A 17,876-nucleotide genomic window follows, 5' to 3' on the forward strand; every position below is an offset into this window, starting at 1 on the left:
CGGATGAACCCCACCAGGATTCGAAGCGCCCACGCGTGCGGTCGGGCCGCGCGAGCGCGCCAGACGCCCCACCCGGCGGCTGACAGAAAGACGTAACGGAGGTTTAATCCGGTCGGGCACGAATGACTGCAGCAAATGCCCGCTCGCGATTACCGCCTCATCGACCGAGAGGAACATTATGTTCGTGATTCGGCTCGCGAACGGCGAGGAAGTCCAGGCATCCGACGGCGACGAACTCGAAATTAACCAGGAAACCGGCGTCCTTACGGTTTCCCGGGTCGACGGATTCGAAGAAATTACGACGCATTACTCGCCGTCCGCGTGGCTGTCGGTGACGCACCGTAAACGGGGCGCCGGGGTCAGGCCCTCGCTAATTTCCGGCTGAGCCCCGACACGCGAATCCTGACAGTAAATGCACAGTGAACTCACACCAGATTCACGCTAATCCCGCCTTACCCGGTCCTACCTGCACCGCTGTGACCACGGCTTTTGTGATACAAAGCCGTTTCGGCGCGGCCTGAGGCGATGTCCCCATTTCGGGTCGGATCCGAGTGGCGGATTGACAGCCGCAGAGCTAAGTTTTCCACGGTCGTCGGGATGTTCGTGGTAGCCCCCGCTTGCGGACGGTGCTTCCCCCGGGCCACCGGACGGATAAAGAGAGGCATCTAATGCTGCAAGAGTTCTGGCATAACTTCACGCATAACCTGTTCAAGCCGCTTCTGCTTTTCTTCTACTTCGGATTCCTGATTCCGATCTTGAAGGTGCGATTCGAGTTTCCGTATGTGATCTATCAGGGCCTCACCATGTACCTGCTGTTGGCCATTGGCTGGCACGGGGGTGAGGAACTCGCCCAGGTCAAGGCCTCCAGCGTCGGGGTGATCGTGGGATTCATCGTGCTGGGCTTTGTCCTCAACTTCCTGATCGGCATCATCGCCTACTTCCTCATCAGCTGGATGACCAAGTTGCGCAGAATCGACCGGGCAACCGTGGCCGGTTACTACGGGTCGGATTCGGCCGGGACGTTTGCCACCTGCGTGGCGGTGCTGGCCGCGGTCAACATCGCCTTCGACGCGTACATGCCGGTGATGCTGGCCGTCATGGAGGTTCCGGGCTGCCTGGTGGCGCTGTACCTGGTCGCTCGACTGCGGCACCGGGGTATGGACGCGGCGGGCAACATGGCCGACGAGCCGGGCTACACGCCGGTCAAGGTCGGAGTCGGGCCCGGCACGGCGGCGCGGCCGCCCCATGGCCAGAGCCTGGGGAGCGAGCTCGGACTCGCGGTCGAGGACGAACTCGAGCTTTCCCTCGAAAAGGGCGAACGCACAGAGGAACTCGACGTGAGCCCGCGCGCGCAGCCCACCAAGAAGCAGTCCATGTTCTCCCGTGAGCTCTTTCAAGAAGTCTTCCTCAACCCCGGATTGGTGCTCCTTTTCGGCGGCATCGCGATCGGCCTGATCAGTGGTTTGCAGGGTCAAAAGGTCGTGCAAGACGACGACAAGTTCTTCGTCTTGGCCTTCCAGGGCGTGCTGTGCCTGTTCCTGCTCGAGATGGGCATGACCGCCTCCCGCAAGTTGAAGGACCTGAAGACGGCGGGACCGGGTTTCATCTTCTTCGCGTTGCTGGCCCCGAATCTTTTTGCGACGCTGGGGATCATCGTCGCCTGTTGCTACGCCAGCGTGACCCACACCGACTTCAAGCCGGGCACCTACGTGCTGTTCGCGGTCTTGTGCGGCGCGGCGTCCTACATCGCCGTGCCGGCGGTCCAGCGACTGGCCATCCCGGAAGCAAGCCCGACACTGCCGTTGGCCGCGTCATTGGGTCTGACGTTCTCCTACAACGTCACGATCGGCATCCCGCTCTACATCGAGATCGCCCGTGTCGTCGAAGGGTGGTTCGGCGTTTGACGCCGTCATCCCAATAGCGTCCGCACGACCGCGTCGGCCAGCAATCGGCCGCGCGGCGTGAGGACCAGCCGGTCGTCCTCAGCGATCAGCAAGCCGTCGGCGACAACGGTTTTGGCCCGTTCGCGCTCGGCGGCGTTTAGCACCTCAAGCGGAAGCCCCTGGCGCATCCGGGTTTTCAACAGGACGTCCTCGGTGTGCAAAGCCTCAACGTCGAGCTGCTCGAAACCCGCCACCGGCAACGCCGAACCCTGAAGCGCCTCGGCGTAAGCGTTGGGGTGCTTGACATTCCACCATCGCGTCGCGCCGACATGACCGTGCGCGCCCGGCCCCGCGCCCCACCATTGGCCGCCGTTCCAATAGCCGAGGTTGTGCCGGCACTCGCCGCCCGGCCGCGACCAGTTGGACACCTCATACCAGTCGAAACCGGCCGCGGACAGGCGCTCGTCGAGCAACTCGTAGCGATGCGCCAGCACGTCGTCGTCGGGTGCGGCCAGCTCACCGCTGCGGACCCGGCGCGCCAGCGCGGTCCCTTCCTCGACTACCAGCGCATACGCGGACACATGGTCGACGCCGGTGGCGATCGCCGTATCGACCGAGCACAACAGTTCGTCATCGGTCTCCCCCGGCGTTCCATAGATCAGGTCGAGGCTGACGTGGTCGAAGCCCGCCGCCAACGCCTCCCGGGCTGCCGACGCCGACCGGTTCGGCGTGTGGATCCGATCGAGGACGCCCAGCACGAACGGCGACACCGACTGCATGCCCAGCGACACCCTGGTGTACCCGGCCGCCCGGGCGGCCTCGAAGAAGTCCGGCCAGGCCGACTCCGGGTTGGCCTCCGTGGTGACCTCCGCGTCGGGCGCCAGCGGGAAGTGCCTGCGCACCGTGTCGAGCAGCGCGACGATGCGCGCCGGGCCCAGCAGCGACGGCGTCCCGCCGCCGACGAACACCGTGTCGACTGTGGGTGCGTCCAGCCGCGCGGTGGCCAACTCGAGCTCGGTGTTCAGCGCGTCCAGCCACGCGTCCGGATTGACGCCGCCCAGCTCGGCGGGTGTGTAGGTGTTGAAATCACAATATCCGCAACGGGTAATGCAGAACGGGACGTGGACGTAAACCCCAAACGCCTGTTCAGGTCTGCGCTGTATCCCGGGAAGCTCGACCGGTGCCGCGCGAAGGGCCATGCCAAATGATTGCACGAACGCCGGATCGTGCCGGTTGCTCGACGGACGGGTGGGTGAGCAACTTCACCCCGGCCCATCGTCGCCGAGCGTGGGACTCGCGGACGACTGCGGGGCGCCGGCCATACCAGCGGCCCACGGTCGGCGACCAGGAGGAACGGCCTCTCAGGGGTTTCTCGGGTTTGTCTATCTGATTACCCAGGATTAGCGGGTAGTTTTGCTCACCGTGAGAACAAATTCGACCAGGTGGTACGGCCCGTCGGCATCCGTGGCAGAATGGGCGCGTGACCGTCGCCCAGCCCAGCCTGCGCACTGCGCTAGTGGCGCGGCGGCACATCGATCTCAAGCGTGTCTGCAGCTGTAGCTGTCCGGCTTGATTCCGTAGACCCGCCCACCTGTACGCCCAGCTGGCGCCGGATCTGCGCCCGCCGTAGGAGACCGGTGAGTCGCGTGTCCACGCTTGCACAGCCCGCGAAGGAGACTTCGAATGACCACAGCCCGTCCCGCTGCGCCCGACAAAAAGGCCCGAAGTGAGGGCCAGTGGGCGCTGGGTGATCGCGAGCCGCTCAACCCCAACGAGGAGATGAAGCAGGCCGGCGCCCCGCTCGACGTGCGCGATCGCATCTTGGACACGTACTCCAAGGACGGCTTCGACAGCATCGACAAGAGCGACCTGCGCGGCCGGTTCCGCTGGTGGGGTCTGTACACCCAGCGCGAGCAGGGGTACGACGGCTCGTTCACCGGCGACGACAACGCCGAGTTGCTGGAAGCCAAGTACTTCATGATGCGGGTGCGTTGCGACGGCGGAGCGGTGTCGGCGGCCGGCCTGCGCACCATCGGCCAGATCTCCACCGAGTTCGGCCGCGACACCGCCGACATCTCCGACCGCCAGAACGTGCAGATCCACTGGGTCGAAGTGGAAAACGTCCCGGAGATCTGGCGCCGGCTGGCCGAGGTCGGCTTGCAGACCGCCGAGGCCTGCGGCGACTGCCCGCGGGTGATCTTGGGCTCTCCCCTGGCCGGTGAGTCCCTCGACGAGGTGCTTGACCCGACCTGGGCGATCGACGAGATCGTGCGCCGCTACATCGGCCAGCCCGAATTCGCCGACCTGCCGCGCAAGTACAAGACCGCCATCTCGGGCCTGCAGGACGTGGTGCACGAGGTCAACGACATCGCGTTCATCGGCGTCAACCACCCCGAGCACGGCCCCGGGCTGGACCTGTGGGTCGGCGGCGGGCTGTCCACCAACCCGATGCTGGGCCAACGGGTCGGCGCCTGGGTGCCACTCGAAGAGGTGCCCGAGGTGTGGCACGCGGTGACCTCGATCTTCCGCGACTACGGCTACCGCCGGCTACGGGCCAAGGCGCGACTGAAGTTCCTGGTCAAAGACTGGGGCATAGAAAAATTCCGGGAAGTTCTGGAAACCGAGTACCTCAAGCGTCCGCTGATCGACGGCCCGGCCCCCGAACCGGTCAAGCACCCGATTGACCACGTCGGCGTGCAGCGGCTCAAGAACGGGCTCAACGCCGTCGGCGTCGCCTCGATCGCCGGCCGGGTGTCGGGCACCATCCTCACCGCGGTGGCCGACCTGGCCGAGCGGGCCGGCTCGGACCGGATCCGGTTCACGCCCTACCAGAAGCTGGTCATCCTCGACATCCCCGACGACAAGCTCGACGAGCTGGTCACCGGCCTGGAGGCACTCGGCCTGCAGTCGAAGCCCTCGCAGTGGCGCCGGAACCTGATGGCCTGCACCGGAATTGAGTTCTGCAAGCTGTCCTTCGCCGAAACCCGGGTCAAGGCACAGTCTTTGGTGCCCGAGCTGGAGGCTCGGCTCGAGGACATCAACTCCCGGCTCGACGTCCCGATCACCGTCAACATCAACGGCTGCCCCAACTCGTGCGCCCGAATTCAGGTCGCCGACATCGGGTTCAAGGGACAGATGGTCGACGACGGCGACGGCAACTCGGTCGAAGGCTTCCAGGTGCATCTGGGCGGCAGCCTCGGCCTGGACAGCGGATTCGGCCGGAAACTGCGCCAGCACAAGGTCACCAGCGACGAGATCGGTGACTACATCGATCGGGTGGTGCGCAACTTCGTCAAGCACCGCAACGAGGGAGAGCGGTTCGCGCAGTGGGCAGTTCGCGCCGAGGAGGGTGACCTCCGATGAGCACCGACACGACCGACCAGTCCTACGCCGCACTGCGCGAGCTGGCCGCCCGAGGTGCGGCCGAACTCGAGGGTGCCAGCGCCACCGAACTGTTGCGCTGGACCGATGAGAACTTCGGCGGTATCAACGGCCCGCGCGGCTGGGCGACATGCAATTACGTCGTCGCCTCCAACATGCAGGACGCCGTGCTGGTGGATCTGGCGTCCAAGGTGCGCCCCGGCGTGCCGGTGCTGTTCCTGGACACCGGTTATCACTTCGTCGAAACCATCGGCACCCGCGATGCAATCGAATCCGTCTACGACGTGCGCGTTCTCAATGTCACGCCGGAGCACACGGTGGCCGAGCAGGACGAACTCAACGGTAAGGACCTGTTCGCGCGGGACCCCGGCGAGTGCTGCCGGCTGCGCAAAGTCGTGCCCCTGGGCAAATCGCTCAGCGGTTACGGCGCCTGGGTGACCGGGCTGCGCCGGGTCGAGGCACCGACTCGCGCCAACGCGCCGCTGATCAGCTTCGACGAGGCTTTCAAGCTGGTGAAGGTCAACCCGCTGGCGGCGTGGACCGATGAGGACATGCAGAACTACATCGACGAGCACGATGTGCTGGTCAATCCGCTTGTCTACGAAGGCTATCCGTCGATCGGCTGCGCTCCCTGCACGGCCAAGCCCGCCGAAGGCGCCGACCCGCGCAGTGGACGCTGGCAGGGTCTGTCCAAGACCGAATGCGGGCTGCACGCGTCGTGAGCACCCTTGTGCTGACCGCGCACGGCAGCAAAGATCCACGGTCGGCGGCCAATGCACAGGCCGTCGCCGCCCAAGTGACCCGCTTGCGGCCGGATCTCGATGTGCGACTGGCATTCCTGGAGCACAGCTCACCGAGCCTGGCCGACGTGCTCACATCGACCGACGGCCCGGCGGTCGTCACTCCGCTGTTGTTGGCCAACGCGTACCACGCCCGCGTCGACATACCCGCACAGATTGCCAGTTGCGTTACCACCCAACATGTCTGGCAGGCTCCGGTGCTCGGCGAGGACGACCGGCTGGTGTCGGTGCTACGCCGTCGCGTGACGGAGTTGGGGGTCTCGCGCCTCGATGATCGCGTCGGCGTCCTGGTGGTGGCGATCGGCACCTCCGACCTGGCGGTGAACGCGCGCACCGGCCGGGTGGCGCCAAAGCTGTTGGCGGGCACGTCCTGGGCCGGAGCGACCACCGCGTTCGCCACCCAACAGCAACGTTCGCTGACCGAAGCGCTGGGCAGGTTGCGCCGCCAGCGCGTCGGCCGGGTGGTCATCGCACCGTGGTTTTTGGCGCCGGGACTGATACCCGATCGGGTGGAGAGATTCGCCGCCAAGACCGGCATCGAGATGGCGGCCCCGCTGGGCGCCGATCGGTTGTTGGCCGAGACGGTGCTGGATCGCTTCGCCGAGGCGACCGCCGACCAGATCGCGGCCTGAGCGGCCTCAGCGGCCTCACAGTACGCCAAATCGCTTTCGGCACTAACATGGCGCAATGGGCGATCACGACTCGCACCGGCTCGCCGAGCATCTGGCCGGCCTGCCCCACTACCACGTCGTCGCTCAAAACCGGAACAACGAGGTCATTTACAGCGACGGGCTCACCTGGCCGGGCGCAGAGGGATTCGCCGCAGACCTGATTTCACCGGCGCCGGGCGCCCCGCTGCCCGAGGTGGAGCTCGACGCGGTGTGGATTGTCGAAGCCGACCCACGATGGTGCCCGTTCGCCCACGGTGACGAGACCGATGAATCCGACGAGCTGACGGTGACCGAGTACCTCGAGCGGCTGACCCAGCAACCGCCCTACTGGGCGGCGCCGCAATAACTGTCAGGCCGACGTCAGGGTGCTCTGTTCGGCATCGGCGCCGGGTACGGCGTCGGCGATAATGGGCGGCACGCGGGTGGCGCGCACGTAGACGGTGTCGCCGTCCTTCAGGGCCAGCGCCTCGGCGTCGCCGCGGGTGATTTGCGCGGTGAAACTGCCGCCGGTGGCCGCGCTGGTCAACTCGACGCGCACCTCGAAGCCCAATGCCACGACCCGTTCGACGGTAGCGCGGACCACTCCAATGGATTCGGCTGTGCCGTCACCGCCGGCGATCGCCATCTCGGGATTGCGGCCGACCCGAATGTCGTGCGGGCGAACCAAACTGCCGTTCAGTGTCGACACCGCGCCCAGGAACGACATCACGAACGCGTTCGCGGGAGCGTCGTAGACCTCGGTCGGTGACCCGATCTGTTCGATGCGGCCCTTGTTGAGCACCGCGATCCGGTCGGCGACATCCAGCGCCTCGGCCTGGTCGTGGGTGACCAGCACCGTGGTGACGTGGACCTCGTCGTGCAGGCGCCGCAGCCAGGCGCGCAGATCCTCGCGAACCTTGGCGTCCAGTGCGCCGAATGGCTCGTCGAGCAGCAGCACCTGCGGGTCGACGGCCAGTGCTCGCGCCAGCGCCATCCGCTGTCGCTGACCGCCGGAAAGCTCGTTGGGGTAGCGACCCTGAAATCCGCTGAGCCCCACGACTTCCAGCAGGTTGTCGACCTTCTGCTTGACCTCGGCCTTGGGTCGCTTGCGGATCTTCAATCCGTACGCCACATTGTCGCGCACGGTCATGTGCTTGAACGCGGCGTAATGCTGGAACACGAATCCGATGCCGCGCCGCTGCGGCGGCACCCGGGTGACGTCGCGGCCGTTGATCGTGATCGTCCCGGTGTCGGGCTGGTCGAGCCCGGCGATGGTGCGCAGCAGGGTCGACTTGCCCGAGCCGCTGGGGCCGAGCAATGCCGTCAGCGAACCGGCCGGAACCACGAAGTCCACATGATCCAGGGCGACGAAATCGCCGTAGCGTTTGTTGGCGTCGCGCACGGTGATCGCGAGGTCACCGGTGTTGGCGTCGGTCATCTCCGATTCTCCTTGTCAGGCCTTGCTCGCCGCTCGTGCCCGGCGGGCATCCAGAACCACCTGGACGATCAGCACGGCCACCGCGACACCCATCAACAACGTCGACAACGCATAGGCGCCGTATTCGGCCCCCCGGTTGTAACGGTCCGAGACCAGCAGCGTCAGCGTCTGCGACTTCCCCGGAAGGTCGGACGACACGATGATCACCGCGCCGTACTCACCGAGTGTACGAGCGATGGTCAGCACAACGCCGTAGGTCAGGCCCCATCGAATGGACGGCAGCGTGATCCGCCAAAACGTCTGCCACCAACCAGAACCCAGGGTGGCCGCCGCTTCCTCCTGGTCGGTCCCCAGTTCGTGGAGCACCGGCTCGACTTCACGCACCACAAACGGCAACGTGACGAAGATGCTGGCGAGCACGATGCCGGGCAGGCCGAAGATGATTTTGAAACCCAGGTCCTTTTCCACGAAGCCGAACGCACCGGCCGACCCCCACAACGCGATCAGCGCCACGCCGACGATGACGGGAGAAACGGCGAACGGCAGGTCGATGACCGCCTGCAGCACGCGCTTGCCACGGAATCTATTGCGCGCCAAGACAAGCGCTGTGGGCACACCGAAGAGGACATTCAGTGGCACCACGATGGCCACCACCAGCAGCGACAAGTCGAGCGCCGATATCGCCGCCGGGGTGGTGATCCGGTCGACGAACTCGCCGAACCCGGGTTCGAACGTCCGCCATAGGATCAGTGTGACCGGGATGACCAGCAATACCAGGATGTAGGCCAGCGCCACGTACCGGGTGAGGTAGCGAACCCACGGCGACGATGTCACGCCGACCCCTCCTCGTGTCGGGCCGCGCGCGCGCCGACCAGGCGCAAGGTGAACAACACGACGAACGAGATCAACAGCAGCACAATGGATATCGCGGCGGCACCGGTGCGGTCGTCATTCTCGATCAAGGTGCGTATCCACTGCGACGAGACCTCGGTCTTGCCGGGCACCGCGCCACCGATCAGCACCACCGAGCCGAACTCACCGATGGCCCGCGAAAACGCCAGGCCCGCACCGGACAACAACGCCGGCAGCAGCGACGGCAGCACCACCGAGGTGAACACCTTCGGCCCGCTGGCGCCCAGCGACGCCGCGGCCTCCTCGGTTTCCCGATCGATTTCCATCAGCACCGGTTGCACGGCCCGCACCACGAACGGCAGTGTGACGAACGCCAGCGCCACCGCCACGCCCCACGGGGTGTGCTGCAGATGAAGACCCACCGGGCTGTTTTTCCCGTACAGCGCCAGCATGACCAGGCTGGCGACGATCGTCGGCAATGCGAACGGCAAGTCGATGATCGCGTCCACGAGACGCTTGCCGGGGAAGTCGTCACGCACCAGCACCCACGCGATCAAGAGGCCGAATAGCAGGTTGAGCACCGTGACCCCGGCCGAGATGCTCAGCGTCACCTCGAACGAGGCCAGCGCCGCGCGCGACGTCACGGCCTCGGTGAACGCCCGCCAGCCGCCACCGGCGGCCTGCCAGGCGATGGCGGCAAGCGGCAGCAGCACGATCAGCGAGAGCCACACCGTCGCCACCCCGACGCGCAGCGACGAGTTGCCGTGGCGCCCGAACGTGCGCGCGACCAGTTGCGCGGTGTCCCCGGGCTCGGCGAGCTCGGGCCGAATCGCTTCCGGGTTCGGGTTGGTCGTCACGGTCATCCGGTGGCCTTCGTATAGATCTTGGTGATGCTGCCGTTGCTCTTGTCGAAGAGCTGCGGATCGACCGTGGCCCAGCCGCCCAGCTCGGCGATCGTCCAGAGCTGCTGCGGCAACGGGAATTGGACGCGGAAGTCGGCGGCGACCAACGGGTCAACCGGCCGAAAACCGGCCTGCGCCCACAGCTTCTGCGCCGCGGGCGTGTACTGGAAGTTGCGGAACGCGGTGGCCACCTCCAGGTGCGGACTGGAGGTCACCAGTGCCAGCGGGTTTTCGATCTTGAAGGTCTGCGGCGGGGTGACGTGTTCGACCGGCTTTCCTTGCCGCTCGGTCGCGATGGCCTCGTTCTCGTAGCTGAGCAACACGTCGCCGCTGCCCTGGATGAAAACGTCGGTCGCTTGTCGTGCCGACCCGGGCCGCAATTTCACGTGGTCTCGCACCAACTGACGGACGAAGTCGAGCCCCGCTTGGCTGTTGCGGCCGCCCTCGCTCTTGACGGCATATGGGGCGAGCAGATTCCATTTGGCCGCACCCGAACTCAGCGGGCTGGGCGTGATCACCTCGACACCAGGCCGCAGCAGGTCGTCCCAATCTTTGATGTGCTTCGGATTGCCTTTACGCACTAGGAAAGTCACCACCGACCCGAACGGTATGCCCTTGGTCGCATCGGCGTTCCAGTCCTTAGAAACCTTGCCCGCCTTGACCAGTCGAGTGACATCCGGTTCCACCGAGAAGTTCACCAGGTCGGCCGGTTTCCCTTCGGCGACCCCGCGAGACTGGTCGCCGGAGGCGCCGTAGGAGGTGATCACCTGCACACTCTTGCCCTCCTCGGAGGCGTTGAATGCGGGAATCACCTTGCTCCATCCGGGTTCTGGGGCGGAGTAGGCGACCAGGGTGATGGTGGTATGCGCGCTCGTGGGCCCGCTGCCGCCCACGACGTCGCTGGGGCCGCCGCCACAGGCCGCGACGACACCGACGATCAGCGCGAGCGCGACGAGGGGTCGCCAGCGCGGTGCGCCGGCGTTGTCGATAAGCATTGACGGCCTTTCGGTGCGGGCTTACGGATATCGGTCCGTTGCTGCGGAAAGGCAATGAAAACGTCAGGGGAATTCGCGAACTCCCTACCAAACCGCGCACGGGTGGTAGTCAGCGACAACAGTGCACGAAGACATCACATTCCGGGGCGTCGGAAGTCAGGTGCATGGCGCGAAGCCTAACAGGAATCCACTGACCCGCCACCGGACCGGGCCGGCACCCGCCTCAGTGCGTCACCCACCACGCGACGATCACCAATACCACGAGCGCGACGAGAACCAACGTCACGTGAGAACGAGGCATCGCGGTTACCTGGGCGTCCCGTCGGTCCGACGCGCGCGCTGCATCAATTCGATGCCCTTGCTGAGCACGGCGTCCAGCGCCACCGCCGCGAGGTATGCCACCGCCAGCACGACCGGCATCACCACCATGGCCTGCAGCACGAAGGGAAGTCCGGAAAGCCACAGCTCATTTCCGTCCCACCAATTGAGGAACGCGTTCACCGGGCTCACACTATTCGTCCGAGCAGTCGAAACACCAATGTGTGAGGATCGGCAAGTGGCAATCGCAACCGAGGAAACCACCTGCCTCATCGCCGGCGGTGGCCCGGCCGGAATGGTGCTTGGCCTGCTGTTAGCGCGTGCCGGCATAAGAGTCACGGTGATGGAAAAGCACGCCGATTTCCTGCGTGATTTCCGGGGCGACACCGTGCACGCGAGCACCCTGCGCCTGCTCGACGAACTCGGTTTGGGATCGCGTTTCGCCCAGGTTCCGCATCGCCTGATCGACAGCATCCAACTGCAGGTGCAAGGCCAGTCGTTGAATCTCGATTTGTCGCACCTGCCGGGCGCGCATCAGCACATTGCCCTGGTACCCCAGTGGGACTTCCTGGAGCTGTTGGCCGCCGCGGCCGCGGCAGAACCCAGCTTCCAATTGATGCGCAGCACAGAGGTGACCGGCGTGGTGCGCGAGGGTGACCGCGTCACCGGCGTCACCTACCGCGACTCGAGCGGGGCGAGCAAACAGATGCGCGCCGCGCTGACGGTGGCCTGCGACGGGCGCGGGTCCACGGTGCGCTCCGCGCTCGCACTCGAACCGCGCCGGTTCGGCGCCCCGATGGATGTGTGGTGGTTCCGGCTGCCCCGCCACGCCGGCGACCCGAGCGGACTTGCCGGCCGGTTCGTGTCCGGACACGGGATCATCATGATCGACCGCGGCGACTACTACCAGATCGCGTACGTCATTCCCAAGGGAACCGACACCGAGATGCGGGCCGAGGGCATCGAGGCGTTGCACCGGGTGCTGGTGACCCTGGTGCCCTGGCTCGCCGACCGTGTCGGCACGCTGACTTCGTTCGACGACGTGAAACTGCTTGACGTACAACTCAATCGGTTGCGTCGCTGGTACACCCACGGCGCCCTGTGCATCGGCGACGCGGCGCACGCGATGTCGCCGGTCGGCGGGGTCGGGATCAACCTCGCGGTCGCCGATGCGGTAGCCGCCGCCCGCTTGCTGGCCGGTCCGCTGCAAGCCGGGCGGGTATCGACTCGGGAGTTGTTGCGGGTGCAGGTACGCCGCTGGATACCGACGGCGATCGTGCAGGCCGTGCAACGGGCGATCCACGCCCAAGTGGTCGCCGACGTGGTGGGCGGAGGCGACGGCAAAGCGCCCCGCGGCATTGGGCTGGCCAGCCGAACACCGGCCTTGCGGCGGTTGTTCGCCTACCTGGTGGCGATCGGTCCACTGTCCGAGCACGCACCGAAGTTCGCCCGGCCTAACGGCTAGTCCGATGGACGCCGGGCGGGTCGACAGATGATGATGTCGAGATGGTCATGCACGCTGAACCCGCCGACCAGCCCGCCAGCGGGGAGCCCGAGCAGGCGTTTGGATCGGCCCGCCAATCGCCGTTGGACTCGCCGCTTGATTTCAGCGGGTCGGCGCCGTTCAGCTCCGGCGGCGCACTGCGCAACCCGTTCCCGCCGATCGCCGACTACGCGTTTCTGTCCGACTGGGAAACGACCTGCCTGATCTCCCCCGCCGGCTCGGTCGAGTGGCTGTGCGTGCCGCGGCCGGACTCGCCGAGCGTGTTCGGCGCGATCCTGGACCGCAGCGCCGGCCATTTCCGGCTCGGCCCGTACGGCGTCTCGGTGCCCTCGGCCCGCCGCTACCTGCCGGGCAGCCTGATCATGGAAACCACGTGGCAAACGCACACCGGCTGGCTGATTGTGCGCGACGCGCTGGTGATGGGCCCCTGGCATGACATCGAGCGCCGGTCCAAAACCCACCGTCGTACCCCGATGGATTGGGATGCCGAGCACATTCTGCTGCGCACGGTGCGGTGCGTCAGCGGCACCGTCGAGCTGATGATGAGCTGCGAACCGGCGTTCGACTACCACCGCATCGGCCCCACCTGGGAATACTCCGCCCACGCATACGGCGAGGCAGTCGCGCGCGCCAGCAAGCAACCGGACGACCATCCGCAGCTGCGGCTGACCAGCAATCTGAACATCGGCCTGGAGGGTCGCGAGGCCCGGGCCCGCACCCGGATGAAGGAGGGCGACGACGTGTTCGTCGCGCTGAGCTGGACCAAGCACCCGGCGCCGCAGACCTATCAAGAAGCTGCCGACAGGATGTGGCAGACCACCGAGTGCTGGCGGCAGTGGATCAACATCGGCAACTTCCCGGACCACCCGTGGCGGGAATTCCTGCAGCGCAGCGCGCTGACGCTGAAGGGTTTGACCTATTCGCCCACCGGTGCGCTGCTGGCGGCCAGCACCACGTCGCTGCCGGAGACGCCGCAGGGCGAACGCAACTGGGACTACCGCTATGCGTGGGTGCGCGACTCGACGTTCGCGTTGTGGGGCCTGTACACGCTGGGGCTGGACCGCGAGGCCGACGACTTCTTCGCGTTCATCGCCGACGTCTCCGGCGCCAACAACAACGAGCGCCATCCGCTGCAGGTGATGTACGGCGTGGGCGGCGAGCGCAGCCTGGTCGAAGAGGAACTGCACCACCTGTCCGGCTATGACCACGCGCGCCCGGTGCGCATCGGCAACGGCGCGTATAACCAAGTGCAACACGACATTTGGGGATCGATCCTGGACTCGTTCTACCTGCACGCCAAGTCGCGCGAGCAGGTGCCGGAGACCCTGTGGCCGGTGCTCAAGAAGCAGGTGGAGGAGGCGATCGCCCATTGGCGCGAGCCCGACCGCGGCATCTGGGAGGTGCGCGGGGAGCCGCAGCACTTCACCTCGTCGAAGGTGATGTGCTGGGTGGCGCTGGACCGCGGGTCGAAACTGGCCGAGCGACAAGGCGAGAAGAGCTACGCGCAGCAGTGGCGCGCGATCGCCGAGGAGATCAAGGCCGACATCCTCAAGCACGGGGTGGACTCCCGCGGGGTGTTCACCCAGCGCTACGGCAGCGACGCGTTGGACGCCTCGCTGCTGCTGGTGGTGCTGACCCGCTTCCTGCCACCCGACGATCCGCGCGTGCGCAACACGGTGCTGGCGATCGCGAACGAGCTCACCGAAGAGGGGCTGGTGCTGCGCTACCGGGTCGAACAGACCGACGACGGGCTGGCCGGCGAGGAGGGCACCTTCACCATCTGCTCGTTCTGGCTGGTGTCGGCCCTGGTCGAGATCGGTGAGGTGCATCGTGCCAAGCGGCTGTGCGAGCGGCTGCTGTCCTACGCCAGTCCGCTGCAGCTGTACGCCGAGGAGATCGAGCCGCGCACCGGCCGGCACCTGGGCAACTTCCCGCAGGCGTTCACCCACCTGGCGCTGATCAACGCGGTGGTGCACGTGATCCGCGCCGAGGAGGAACTCGACGGCTCCGGGATGTTCCAGCCCGCCAACGCGCCCATGTGACGTAAAGCGCCGCTATTTCTTGGCTTTGTCGCCCGCCGCGTCGGTGGATAGCGCCGCGACGAACGCCTCCTGCGGGACATCCACGCGCCCAATGGTTTTCATCCGCTTCTTGCCTTCCTTCTGCTTTTCCAGAAGTTTGCGTTTGCGGGTGATGTCACCCCCGTAGCACTTGGACAGCACGTCCTTGCGGATAGCGCGGATGTTCTCGCGGGCAATGATTTTCGATCCGATCGCCGCCTGCACCGGCACCTCGAACTGCTGGCGCGGAATCAGTTCCTTCAGCTTGGTGGTCATCTTGTTTCCGTAGGCGAACGCCGAATCCTTGTGCACGATCGCCGAAAACGCGTCGACGGCCTCGCCCTGCAGCAGGATGTCGACCTTGACCAACGAAGCTTCCTGTTCGCCGGCCTCCTCGTAGTCCAGGCTGGCGTAGCCGCGGGTGCGCGATTTGAGCGAGTCGAAGAAGTCGAAGATGATCTCGCCCAACGGCATCGTGTAGCGCAGCTCGACGCGCTCCGGGGACAGGTAATCCATGCCGCCGAGCTCGCCGCGGCGCGACTGGCACAGCTCCATGATGGTGCCGATGAACTCACTCGGCGCGATGACAGTCGTCTTCACGATGGGTTCGTACACCGTGCGCACCTTGCCTTCGGGCCAGTCCGACGGGTTGGTCACCACGATCTCGCTGTCGTCCTCCTTGACCACCCGGTACACGACGTTGGGTGACGTCGAGATCAGGTCCAAATCGAACTCGCGCTCCAGGCGCTCCCGGGTGATCTCCATGTGCAGCAGACCCAAAAAGCCACACCGGAATCCGAAGCCCAGCGCCACCGACGTCTCCGGCTCGTAGGTCAGGGCCGCGTCGTTGAGTTGCAGTTTTTCCAGGGCATCGCGCAGATCCGGGTAGTCCGAACCGTCCACGGGATACAGCCCCGAATACACCATCGGCTTGGGTTCGCGGTAGCCGGTGAGCGCTTCCTTCGCCCCGTGGCGGGCCGTCGTCACGGTGTCACCGACCTTGGATTGGCGGACGTCCTTCACGCCGGTGATCAGGTAGCCCACCTCCCCCACGCCCAGCCCCTCGCTGGCCTTGGGTTCGGGCGAGACGATGCCGACCTCGAGCAGTTCGTGCGTCGCGCCGGTGGACATCATCGCGATGCGCTCGCGCGGCGTGATCTTGCCGTCGACCACGCGGACGTAGGTCACCACCCCGCGGTAGATGTCGTACACGGAATCGAAGATCATCGCACGGGCCGGGGCGTCCGCGTCGCCCTGCGGCGGCGGCACCTCACGCACCACGTGGTCGAGCAGGTCGGCCACGCCCTCGCCCGTCTTGCCGGACACCCGGAGCACGTCGCCCGGTTCGCAGCCGATGATGTGCGCGATCTCACCGGCATAGCGATCCGGGTCGGCCGCGGGCAGGTCGATCTTGTTGAGCACCGGGATGATGTGCAGGTCGCGGTCCAGCGCGAGGTACAGATTTGCCAGCGTCTGGGCCTCGATGCCCTGCGCGGCGTCGACCAGCAGCACCGCGCCCTCGCAGGCCTCCAGCGCGCGGGACACTTCGTAGGTGAAGTCGACGTGGCCCGGGGTGTCGATCAGGTGCAGGACGAACTCTTCGTCGCCGACCTTCCAGGGCAGCCGGACGTTCTGTGCCTTGATGGTGATGCCGCGCTCCCGCTCGATGTCCATCCGGTCCAGGTACTGGGCGCGCATGGACCGCTCGTCGACGACGCCGGTGAGCTGCAGCATCCGGTCGGCCAGCGTGGACTTTCCGTGGTCGATATGAGCGATGATGCAGAAGTTCCTGATCTGCGCCGGCGCGGTGAAGGTCTTGTCGGCGAAACTGCTGATGGGAATCTCCTGGCGGGTGCTGTTGATGCTGCTTGACCGTGGTTCGCGGGTACGTCCAGGGTATCCATGCGGGCTGGTCGGGACACACTCGGACACGGTCGGGCCGGTCGGCCGACGACTATGCTGCGACTATGGCGTCCAGCCGGAAATCGCAATGGAAAACCTTCCAGCGGTTCGCCCAGAACGTCGTCGTTTACGGGGTCCCGCGACTCATCCAGCAGGTGCAGACCGCGCATGCGGTGTACCGCGAAATCGAACAGGTCGTGAAAGCCACCGCTAGCGCACGGGCCACCGACGACTCGGAGCCGACGTCGATCACCGAGGGCCGGCCGGTGACCAGCGACAGCTTCCCCACCGCGCAACGGGCCCGCAAGGTGGTCTACGCCCCCGACCTCGACGGCCGCGCCGATCCCGGGGAAATCGTCTGGACCTGGGTGGTCTACGAGGACGATCCCACCCGCGGCAAGGACCGCCCGGTGCTCGTCGTGGGCCGCGACCGCGGCGTGCTGCTCGCGCTCATGCTGTCCAGTCAGGAGCACTATGCCTCCGACCCGGATTGGGTCGGGATCGGCACCGGCGACTGGGATTACGAGGGCCGCGAAAGCTGGGTGCGGCTGGACCGGGTGCTCGACGTGCCCGAAGAGGGTATTCGCCGCGAGGGCGCGGTCCTGAACCGCGAGATCTTCGACGTGGTGGCCGCGCGGCTGCGCGCCGACTACGCCTGGCGCTGACTCCCTTCGCCGAACGTGCTCTGGTGGCGACAAATGCGCGGATTTCTCGCCACCAGAGCACGTTCGCCGAAAAGGGCGCTCAGCCTTGCGTGATGTAGGACTGCAGCTGCTGCTGTTCGGCCTCGAGCTCTTCCATGCGCGTCTTGACGACGTCGCCGATGCTGACGATGCCGATCAGCTTCCTGCCGTCGAGCACGGGCACGTGACGCACCCGATTCTTGGTCATCAGCACGCTGATCTCGTCGACCGTGTCGGACTTCGTGCAGGTCGCGACCGTCGCGGTCATGATCTTGGAGACCGGGCGGGTGAGCATGCTGGGCCCATGCGCGTGCAGCTGGCGCACGACGTCGCGCTCGGACACGATGCCGACCACTCCCTCGTCCCCGACCACCACCATGGCGCCGATGTTTTGCTCGGCGAGGCCGGCGAGCAATTCCCGGACCGTCGCGTCGGGATTGATCGTGGTGACCGCCGCGCCTTTGTTTCGCAAAACGTCCGCTATCCGCATCGAGCCTCCAGCTGGTTG

General features: G+C 66.1%; 17 protein-coding genes and 1 pseudogene. 10 read left to right on the forward strand and 8 right to left on the reverse strand.

What is annotated here, in order from left to right; all coding sequences use genetic code 11:
- Nucleotides 1–178: 178 nt before the first annotated feature.
- Nucleotides 179–385: a hypothetical protein gene (locus BN973_RS19740; RefSeq protein ID WP_036470305.1), complete on the forward strand. Its 207-nt coding sequence runs from the start codon at nt 179–181 to the stop codon at nt 383–385.
- Nucleotides 386–668: 283 nt separating this feature from the next.
- A complete protein-coding gene (locus tag BN973_RS19745) occupies nt 669–1,904 on the forward strand; it encodes a sodium-dependent bicarbonate transport family permease (protein ID WP_036470306.1) in 1,236 nt (411 codons plus the stop codon).
- Between the two features lie 5 nt (nt 1,905–1,909).
- Here the strand turns inward: BN973_RS19745 and hemW are convergent, their stop codons facing one another.
- Nucleotides 1,910–3,082, reverse strand: a complete 1,173-nt coding sequence (gene hemW, locus BN973_RS19750; protein WP_036470307.1) for a radical SAM family heme chaperone HemW — start codon at nt 3,080–3,082, stop codon at nt 1,910–1,912.
- Between the two features lie 317 nt (nt 3,083–3,399).
- Between hemW and BN973_RS32200 the strand changes: the two genes are divergently transcribed.
- The 5 genes from BN973_RS32200 (at nt 3,400) to BN973_RS19770 (ending at nt 7,081) form a co-directional block, all read left to right on the forward strand.
- Nucleotides 3,400–3,456 carry a hypothetical protein gene (locus tag BN973_RS32200; protein WP_368026538.1) on the forward strand — a complete coding sequence of 19 codons (57 nt, stop codon included), beginning with the start codon at nt 3,400–3,402 and terminating at the stop codon, nt 3,454–3,456.
- 110 nt (nt 3,457–3,566) lie between these two features.
- The gene (locus BN973_RS19755; RefSeq protein ID WP_036470309.1) at nt 3,567–5,246 is read left to right on the forward strand and encodes a nitrite/sulfite reductase; all 1,680 of its coding nucleotides are present in this window, start codon (nt 3,567–3,569) and stop codon (nt 5,244–5,246) included.
- Nucleotides 5,243–5,986, forward strand: a complete 744-nt coding sequence (locus BN973_RS19760; protein WP_036470312.1) for a phosphoadenylyl-sulfate reductase — start codon at nt 5,243–5,245, stop codon at nt 5,984–5,986. The genes BN973_RS19755 and BN973_RS19760 overlap by 4 nt, the downstream gene beginning before the upstream one ends.
- Nucleotides 5,983–6,696 (forward strand): sirohydrochlorin chelatase, encoded by a 714-nt coding sequence (locus BN973_RS19765; protein ID WP_036470315.1) that lies wholly within the window; start codon nt 5,983–5,985, stop codon nt 6,694–6,696. The genes BN973_RS19760 and BN973_RS19765 overlap by 4 nt, the downstream gene beginning before the upstream one ends.
- Before the next feature lie 55 nt (nt 6,697–6,751).
- Complete coding sequence (locus BN973_RS19770; protein WP_036470318.1) at nt 6,752–7,081, forward strand: hypothetical protein; 330 nt, start codon at nt 6,752–6,754, stop codon at nt 7,079–7,081.
- Between the two features lie 3 nt (nt 7,082–7,084).
- Here BN973_RS19770 and BN973_RS19775 read toward each other — a convergent pair whose 3' ends face one another.
- The 5 genes from BN973_RS19775 to BN973_RS19795 all read right to left on the reverse strand — a co-directional run bounded on the left by BN973_RS19775 (nt 7,085) and on the right by BN973_RS19795 (nt 11,411).
- On the reverse strand, nt 7,085–8,152 hold the full coding sequence (locus BN973_RS19775; protein ID WP_036470321.1) for a sulfate/molybdate ABC transporter ATP-binding protein: 1,068 nt from the start codon (nt 8,150–8,152) through the stop codon (nt 7,085–7,087).
- Between the two features lie 15 nt (nt 8,153–8,167).
- A complete protein-coding gene (gene cysW / locus BN973_RS19780) occupies nt 8,168–8,986 on the reverse strand; it encodes a sulfate ABC transporter permease subunit CysW (protein ID WP_036470323.1) in 819 nt (272 codons plus the stop codon).
- Nucleotides 8,983–9,867 carry a sulfate ABC transporter permease subunit CysT gene (gene cysT / locus BN973_RS19785; protein WP_036470324.1) on the reverse strand — a complete coding sequence of 295 codons (885 nt, stop codon included), beginning with the start codon at nt 9,865–9,867 and terminating at the stop codon, nt 8,983–8,985. The genes cysW and cysT overlap by 4 nt, the downstream gene beginning before the upstream one ends.
- Nucleotides 9,864–10,901, reverse strand: coding sequence for a sulfate ABC transporter substrate-binding protein (locus BN973_RS19790; protein WP_051641369.1), 1,038 nt, complete (start codon nt 10,899–10,901; stop codon nt 9,864–9,866). Before BN973_RS19790 ends, cysT begins: the two co-directional genes overlap by 4 nt.
- Before the next feature lie 306 nt (nt 10,902–11,207).
- On the reverse strand, nt 11,208–11,411 hold the full coding sequence (locus tag BN973_RS19795) for a hypothetical protein (RefSeq protein ID WP_232232118.1): 204 nt from the start codon (nt 11,409–11,411) through the stop codon (nt 11,208–11,210).
- A gap of 28 nt (nt 11,412–11,439) precedes the next feature.
- Here BN973_RS19795 and BN973_RS19800 point away from each other — a divergent pair, with 28 nt between their 5' ends.
- Together BN973_RS19800 and BN973_RS19805 are read left to right on the forward strand one after the other, a co-directional pair.
- A complete protein-coding gene (locus tag BN973_RS19800) occupies nt 11,440–12,684 on the forward strand; it encodes an FAD-dependent oxidoreductase (protein WP_036470326.1) in 1,245 nt (414 codons plus the stop codon).
- Between the two features lie 41 nt (nt 12,685–12,725).
- Nucleotides 12,726–14,765, forward strand: a complete 2,040-nt coding sequence (locus BN973_RS19805; RefSeq protein ID WP_036470328.1) for a glycoside hydrolase family 15 protein — start codon at nt 12,726–12,728, stop codon at nt 14,763–14,765.
- 12 nt (nt 14,766–14,777) lie between these two features.
- On the opposite strand, the pseudogene lepA reads toward BN973_RS19805, so the two are convergent.
- Nucleotides 14,778–16,774: pseudogene (gene lepA / locus BN973_RS19810) on the reverse strand (translation elongation factor 4).
- Here lepA and BN973_RS19815 point away from each other — a divergent pair.
- Nucleotides 16,751–17,350 carry a type II toxin-antitoxin system PemK/MazF family toxin gene (locus BN973_RS19815; protein ID WP_036470330.1) on the forward strand — a complete coding sequence of 200 codons (600 nt, stop codon included), beginning with the start codon at nt 16,751–16,753 and terminating at the stop codon, nt 17,348–17,350. The pseudogene lepA and the gene BN973_RS19815 overlap by 24 nt on opposite strands.
- A 79-nt stretch (nt 17,351–17,429) precedes the next feature.
- On the opposite strand, the gene BN973_RS19820 is transcribed toward BN973_RS19815, so the two are convergent.
- Entirely contained in the window at nt 17,430–17,858 is a 429-nt protein-coding gene (locus tag BN973_RS19820) for a CBS domain-containing protein (RefSeq protein ID WP_025736061.1), read from the reverse strand.
- Between the last annotated feature and the right edge of the window lie 18 nt (nt 17,859–17,876).

The sequence above is a fragment of the Mycobacterium triplex genome (assembly GCF_000689255.1).
GTDB classification, from domain to species: domain Bacteria; phylum Actinomycetota; class Actinomycetes; order Mycobacteriales; family Mycobacteriaceae; genus Mycobacterium; species Mycobacterium triplex.

Coding starts and splice junctions, on each gene's coding strand:
- BN973_RS19740 (WP_036470305.1), top strand. CDS start 179: ATGTTCGTGATTCGGCTCGCGAACGGCGAGGAAGTCCAGGCATCCGAC.
- BN973_RS19745 (WP_036470306.1), top strand. CDS start 669: ATGCTGCAAGAGTTCTGGCATAACTTCACGCATAACCTGTTCAAGCCG.
- hemW (WP_036470307.1), bottom strand. CDS start 3,082: ATGGCCCTTCGCGCGGCACCGGTCGAGCTTCCCGGGATACAGCGCAGA.
- BN973_RS19755 (WP_036470309.1), top strand. CDS start 3,567: ATGACCACAGCCCGTCCCGCTGCGCCCGACAAAAAGGCCCGAAGTGAG.
- BN973_RS19760 (WP_036470312.1), top strand. CDS start 5,243: ATGAGCACCGACACGACCGACCAGTCCTACGCCGCACTGCGCGAGCTG.
- BN973_RS19770 (WP_036470318.1), top strand. CDS start 6,752: ATGGGCGATCACGACTCGCACCGGCTCGCCGAGCATCTGGCCGGCCTG.
- BN973_RS19775 (WP_036470321.1), bottom strand. CDS start 8,152: ATGACCGACGCCAACACCGGTGACCTCGCGATCACCGTGCGCGACGCC.
- cysT (WP_036470324.1), bottom strand. CDS start 9,867: ATGACCGTGACGACCAACCCGAACCCGGAAGCGATTCGGCCCGAGCTC.
- BN973_RS19790 (WP_051641369.1), bottom strand. CDS start 10,901: ATGCTTATCGACAACGCCGGCGCACCGCGCTGGCGACCCCTCGTCGCG.
- BN973_RS19800 (WP_036470326.1), top strand. CDS start 11,440: ATGTGTGAGGATCGGCAAGTGGCAATCGCAACCGAGGAAACCACCTGC.
- BN973_RS19805 (WP_036470328.1), top strand. CDS start 12,726: ATGGTCATGCACGCTGAACCCGCCGACCAGCCCGCCAGCGGGGAGCCC.
- BN973_RS19815 (WP_036470330.1), top strand. CDS start 16,751: ATGGCGTCCAGCCGGAAATCGCAATGGAAAACCTTCCAGCGGTTCGCC.
- BN973_RS19820 (WP_025736061.1), bottom strand. CDS start 17,858: ATGCGGATAGCGGACGTTTTGCGAAACAAAGGCGCGGCGGTCACCACG.